5 protein-coding genes and 1 pseudogene are annotated in these 4,857 nt (G+C 65.9%); 2 read left to right on the top strand and 4 right to left on the bottom strand.

Annotation, left to right across the window (positions count from 1 at the left end; all coding sequences use genetic code 11):
• The 3 genes and pseudogenes from AC1DU6_RS20170 to AC1DU6_RS20160 form a co-directional block, all read right to left on the bottom strand.
• Positions 1 to 627 (bottom strand): annotated as a pseudogene (locus AC1DU6_RS20170) (XrtA/PEP-CTERM system TPR-repeat protein PrsT); the annotation flags it as partial.
• Between the two features lie 56 nt (positions 628 to 683).
• The gene (locus AC1DU6_RS20165) at positions 684 to 1,313 is read right to left on the bottom strand and encodes a retropepsin-like aspartic protease family protein (RefSeq protein ID WP_235532060.1); all 630 of its coding nucleotides are present in this window, start codon (positions 1,311 to 1,313) and stop codon (positions 684 to 686) included.
• 41 nt (positions 1,314 to 1,354) lie between these two features.
• Positions 1,355 to 1,843, bottom strand: coding sequence for a YajQ family cyclic di-GMP-binding protein (locus tag AC1DU6_RS20160; RefSeq protein ID WP_056201983.1), 489 nt, complete (start codon positions 1,841 to 1,843; stop codon positions 1,355 to 1,357).
• A 73-nt stretch (positions 1,844 to 1,916) separates the two neighbouring features.
• Here AC1DU6_RS20160 and murB point away from each other — a divergent pair, with 73 nt between their 5' ends.
• The gene (murB, locus tag AC1DU6_RS20155; RefSeq protein ID WP_056201985.1) at positions 1,917 to 2,990 is read left to right on the top strand and encodes a UDP-N-acetylmuramate dehydrogenase; all 1,074 of its coding nucleotides are present in this window, start codon (positions 1,917 to 1,919) and stop codon (positions 2,988 to 2,990) included.
• Positions 2,987 to 3,805 (top strand): DNA ligase, encoded by an 819-nt coding sequence (locus AC1DU6_RS20150; RefSeq protein ID WP_477859132.1) that lies wholly within the window; start codon positions 2,987 to 2,989, stop codon positions 3,803 to 3,805. Before murB ends, AC1DU6_RS20150 begins: the two co-directional genes overlap by 4 nt.
• Positions 3,806 to 3,967: 162 nt before the next feature.
• On the opposite strand, the gene argG is transcribed toward AC1DU6_RS20150, so the two are convergent.
• Positions 3,968 to 4,857 (bottom strand): argininosuccinate synthase (gene argG / locus AC1DU6_RS20145; protein ID WP_477859130.1); only part of this gene is annotated, 890 nt, incomplete at its 5' end.

Below are 4,857 nucleotides of genomic sequence, written 5' to 3'. Positions count from 1 at the left end.
CTTTTGATAGAGAGCCTCGGCGTTGTCGGGTGAGAGCTTGAGTGCCTGGTCGGCCGCGGCATGGGCCTCGTTGAACTGGCGCCCGCGCACCCGCAGCGGGACTTCGGCGATCCAGCTGTTCACGTCGCTGGTGTTCAGCGCACGTGCATCCAGCACGCTTGCCAGTGCGGCCTTGGTATCGCCCATATCGGACTGAGCCAGAGCGCGCTCCAGCATGAGCTGCTGTTGGATGCCGGATGGCAGGCCGGCGGGCTGAATGCGTGGGTCCTCCAGCGCCTGGGACTGCTTGCCCTGGGCATTCAGCGCCATGACCAGGGCGACGGCAACCTCGGCGCGGTTGACGCCCATGCGGATGGCCTCGCCCAGCTCGAATTCGGCCGCCGCCGGCTGGCTGTCGGCCAGCAAGGCCTTGCCCAGCAGCACGTGGACCGAGAGCTGGCTCTTGTCGGCCTGCAGCGCGTTCTTCAGCTGCACGATGGCGCCGGGAATGTCCCGCTTTTCATACCGCTGCAGAGCGTCTTCGTAGAAGCGCGAGGCCTTGGCGGCGTCCTGGGCGAGCGCGGCGGGGGCGCCGGCAATCAACAGGGCGGCCAGCAGGCCAGACAGCAAGGCGGGTTGAAGGGGCATCGAGGCGGACCGGCTAGGGAGGGGCGCCGGATTCTTGCAGAAGCCGCCCGCTGCTATCAGTGCTGCAGCTCCAAAGTCATGACGTCGTTCTCGCGCCGCATCTGGAAGCGGTTCAGAAAGCTGTTGCCAAGCAGCACATGGCTCATCAGGCCGGGGATGACGATGGCCTCGACGTCGCGAACCTCGACGCTGCCGATGCGCACGCTCGCCAACTGGAGCTGATAGGCCGGCACGACGCCATTGGCCGTCTGGGTGACGATGCGCCTGCCGTACATATAGCGCAGGCCCAGCTTTTCGGCCTCGATCTGGCCGATGGAGATGCTGGTCGCCCCGGTGTCGACGAGGAAGCTCGTGACCTGGCCGTTGATCATGCCCAGCGTCGTGAAATGTCCGCCGGGGCCTACGGGCAGCACGATCTGGCGCGGCGGCGCGGCATTCTGCGCAAGCACTCGGCCCGGTGCGGCGCCGAGGGCGAGAGCCTGGCGCCGACCGCCGTATTCCACGACGGCGCGACCATCCTCCAGTGAGATCAACCGGACGCCCTTGACCATGGCGCCGACCTCGACAGTGCGCGGCTCACCGTCGATGACCAACAGGGCCGCGCGTGATCCCAGCATGCCATTGAGCTGGACCTGCGATGGCGGGGGTGGCAGCGGCTGCGCCGGGGCGCGGCTCGTGGCCAGCAACAGGAGAAGGGGCGCAATGAGCCCCGTAAAGCGGCGCATGCTCAATCGCGGAAATTGTTGTAGGTGAGCGGCGTGTCGCTGAAGTTCTTCTTCAGGTGGGCGATGCCGGTCTGCAGGTCGTCGCGGTTCTTGCCGGTCACGCGCACGGCATCACCCTGGATGCTGGCCTGGACCTTGAGCTTGCTTTCCTTCAGCGAGTTCACGATCTTCTTGGCCAGCGCTGCCTCGATGCCTTCCTTGATCTTGTAGACCTGGCGCACCTTGTCGCCACCGAGCTTTTCGATCTTCTCGGCCTTGTCGAGGAAGCTGATCACCACGTCCTGCTTGGTCAGCTTGCCGTACAACACAGCCTCGATCTGCTCCAGCTGGAACTCGCTGTCGCCCGTGGCGTGGATTTCCTTGTCCTTGAGCTCGACCTTGGCGCCCGTGCCCTTGAAGTCAAAACGGGTGCCGATTTCCTTGATGGCGTTGTCCACGCCATTGCGGATCTTGACGTGATCGGGCTCGAGAACAGTGTCGAAGCTGGGCATTTGGGAGGTCGGTAGATGAATCGGCGAAAATTTTGCTGTTTGCGCGCCGCGCAAACCATCCAAAAATTGTCCCATGTCCACGCAGTTACAGACCCCCTCGAACGGAGTGCCGCTCCCCCTCCATATCGAGGCGGACGTCAATCTCAAGCCCTACAACACCTTCGGCCTGCCGGCCGTGGCGAAGCGCCTGGTGCGCATCCGCGAGGCGGCCGACGTCCGCCGCGTCGTCGATCACCCCGAACTGGGCCGTGCGCCCAAGTTCGTGCTGGGCGGCGGCAGCAACCTCGTCTTGACCAAGGATGTCGATGCCGTCGTGCTGAAGGTGGAAATTACCGGCATCCGGCTGTTGGAAGCGCGCGACGACGCCTGGATCGTCGAGGCAGGTGCCGGCGTCGTCTGGCATGAGCTGGTCACCTGGACGCTGGACCACGGCTACCCAGGCCTGGAGAACATGGCGCTGATCCCCGGCACGGTGGGGGCCGCACCGGTGCAGAACATCGGCGCCTACGGTATCGAGGTCAAGGACCGGCTGGAGGCCGTCGAGGTCATGGATCTCATCACCGGGCGGCCGGCCCTGCTGCCGGCGGAGGTCTGCCGCTTCGGCTACCGCGACAGCGTGTTCAAGCACAGCGACTTCGGCGGTCTGGCGGGCAAGAGCGTCATCACCCGTGTGCGCTTTCGCCTGCCCCGGCCCTGGCAGCCGGTGCTCGGTTACCTCGAAATTGAACGCAAGATGGCCGAGACCGGCATCACCGCGCCGGATGCGCGCCAGATCTACGACTGGATCTGCGCCGTGCGCCGCGCCAAGCTGCCCGACCCTGCCGTCATCGGCAATGCCGGCAGCTTCTTCAAGAACCCGGTCGTCACGGCCGAGCAGTGCCGCGACATCATTGGCCGCGACCCCGGCATCGTTCACTATCCCATGCCCGACGGAAGCGTGAAGCTGGCCGCCGGGTGGATGATCGACGCCTGCGGCTGGAAGGGGAAGACAGTGGGCGGAGCGGCGGTTTACGAAAAACAAGCCTTGGTGCTGGTCAACAAGGCGGACGCGCGCGGCGCGGAAGTCGTGACGCTGGCACGGGCCATCCAGGAGAGCGTCTACGGGCGCTTTGGCATCCGGCTGGAGCCGGAGCCGGTCGTCCTATGAGGCTAACCCGGCGTGCACTCTTGGGCCTGCTGGGGGCTGCCGGGCTTCCAGCTTGGGCGCTGGAGCCGCTGCTAGCGCGCAATGYGCCGGCCGGCATCGACCCGCGGCCCTATCTCGTCAGCGAGAAGTTCGATGGCGTGCGGGCGTTGTGGGATGGGCAGGCTTTGAAGTTCCGCAGCGGTCGCACCGTCGCTGCGCCGGCCTGGTTCCTGGCCGAACTTCCCAGGCAGCCGCTCGACGGTGAACTGTGGATGGGGCGGCGCAGCTTTGATGCGCTATCGGCGGCCGTACGGCGCACCGAGCCGGTGGACGCCGAATGGCGGCTCGTCAGCTATCGCGTCTTCGAGCTGCCAGCGGGCGACGGAGATTTCGAACGGCGCGCGGCCAAGCTCGCGACGATGGCCGGCGGCGTCGTCATGCCGGTGCAGCAGCAGCGCCTCAACTCCAACGCCGAACTTCGGGCCAGGCTCAAGCAGGTGGTCGACGCCGGTGGCGAGGGCCTGATGCTGCACCGGGCCAACGCGCCGCTGGCCTCGGGCCGCAGCGATCTGCTGCTCAAGCTCAAGCCACTGGCGGATGCTGAAGCCGTTGTTGTCGGCCATGAGCCGGGCAAGGGACGGCTGGCGGGTCAGCTGGGAGCACTGGAGTTGCAGACACCCGAGGGCCAGCGCTTCAAGCTGGGCACCGGCTTCAGCGACGCCCAACGCCGCGACCCGCCGCCCATCGGCTCGACTGTCACCTATCGCTATCGCGACCTGACGCCGAGTGGCAAGCCGCGCTTTGCGAGCTTCCTGCGGGTGGCCGAGGCGTTCTGAAGGCTTGTCAAAGCCAGCTCAGCAGCTTCTGCAACCACAGAGGCAGCGGGCGGCCGGGGACGTAGTTCTGGCGGTACTGGCTGTGCATGGCGGGCTCCTCAAAAGCGAATACTGTTGATTTATACAGTATTCACCAGGGCCTCGCCAGCCCTCAGCGGGAAATCACTCGAGCTTGGGCAGGCCACCGCCGGCCAGCAGGCCGACACCGGTATAGATGCCCAGCTTGCCGCGCGTGTCGCTGATGTCGAGATTGCGCATCGTCAGCTGGCCGATGCGGTCGGCGGGGCTGAAGGCGCCTTCGACCTTTTCCATGCTCAGGCGCTCGGGCGCATAGGTCAGGTTGGGGCTCTGGGTGTCCAGCAGCGAATAGTCGTTGCCGCGGCGCAGCTCAATGGCCACCTCGCCGGTGAYGGCGCKGGCGATCCAGCGCTGGGCGGYYTCGCGCAGCATGATGGCCTGCGGGTCGAACCAGCGGCCCTGATAGAGCAGGCGGCCGAGCTTGCGGCCGTTGTCGCGGTACTGCTCGATGGTGTCYTCGTTGTGGATGCCGGTCACGAGACGCTCRTAGGCGATGTGCAGCAGCGCCAKGCCSGGMGCYTCRTAGATGCCGCGGCTCTTGGCCTCGATGATGCGGTTCTCGATCTGGTCGCTCATGCCCAGGCCATGGCGGCCGCCGATGACGTTGGCCTCGGCCAGCAGGGCCACCGGATCGCGGTACTCGACGCCGTTCAGCGCCACGGGCACGCCTTCCTCGAAGCGTACCGACACGGCTTCGGCCTTGACGACGACGTCATCGCGCCAGAACGCCACGCCCATGATGGGATTGACGATCTTGATGCCGCTGTTCAGATGCTCCAGGTCCTTGGCCTCGTGCGTGGCGCCCAGCATGTTGGAGTCGGTCGAATAGGCCTTCTCCGCGSTCATCTTGTAGGCGAAGCCSTTCKCSGTCATGAAKGCCGACATCTCKGCGCGGCCGCCSAGTTCATCGATGAAGGTCTGGTCSAGCCAGGGCTTGTAGATCTTCAGSKCYGGRTTGGTCAGCAGGCCGTAGC

The sequence above is a fragment of the Roseateles sp. P5_B10 genome (assembly GCF_056400485.1).
Note: the sequence above shows the minus strand (reverse complement) of the source record. Positions and strands in the feature narration are given on the sequence as shown.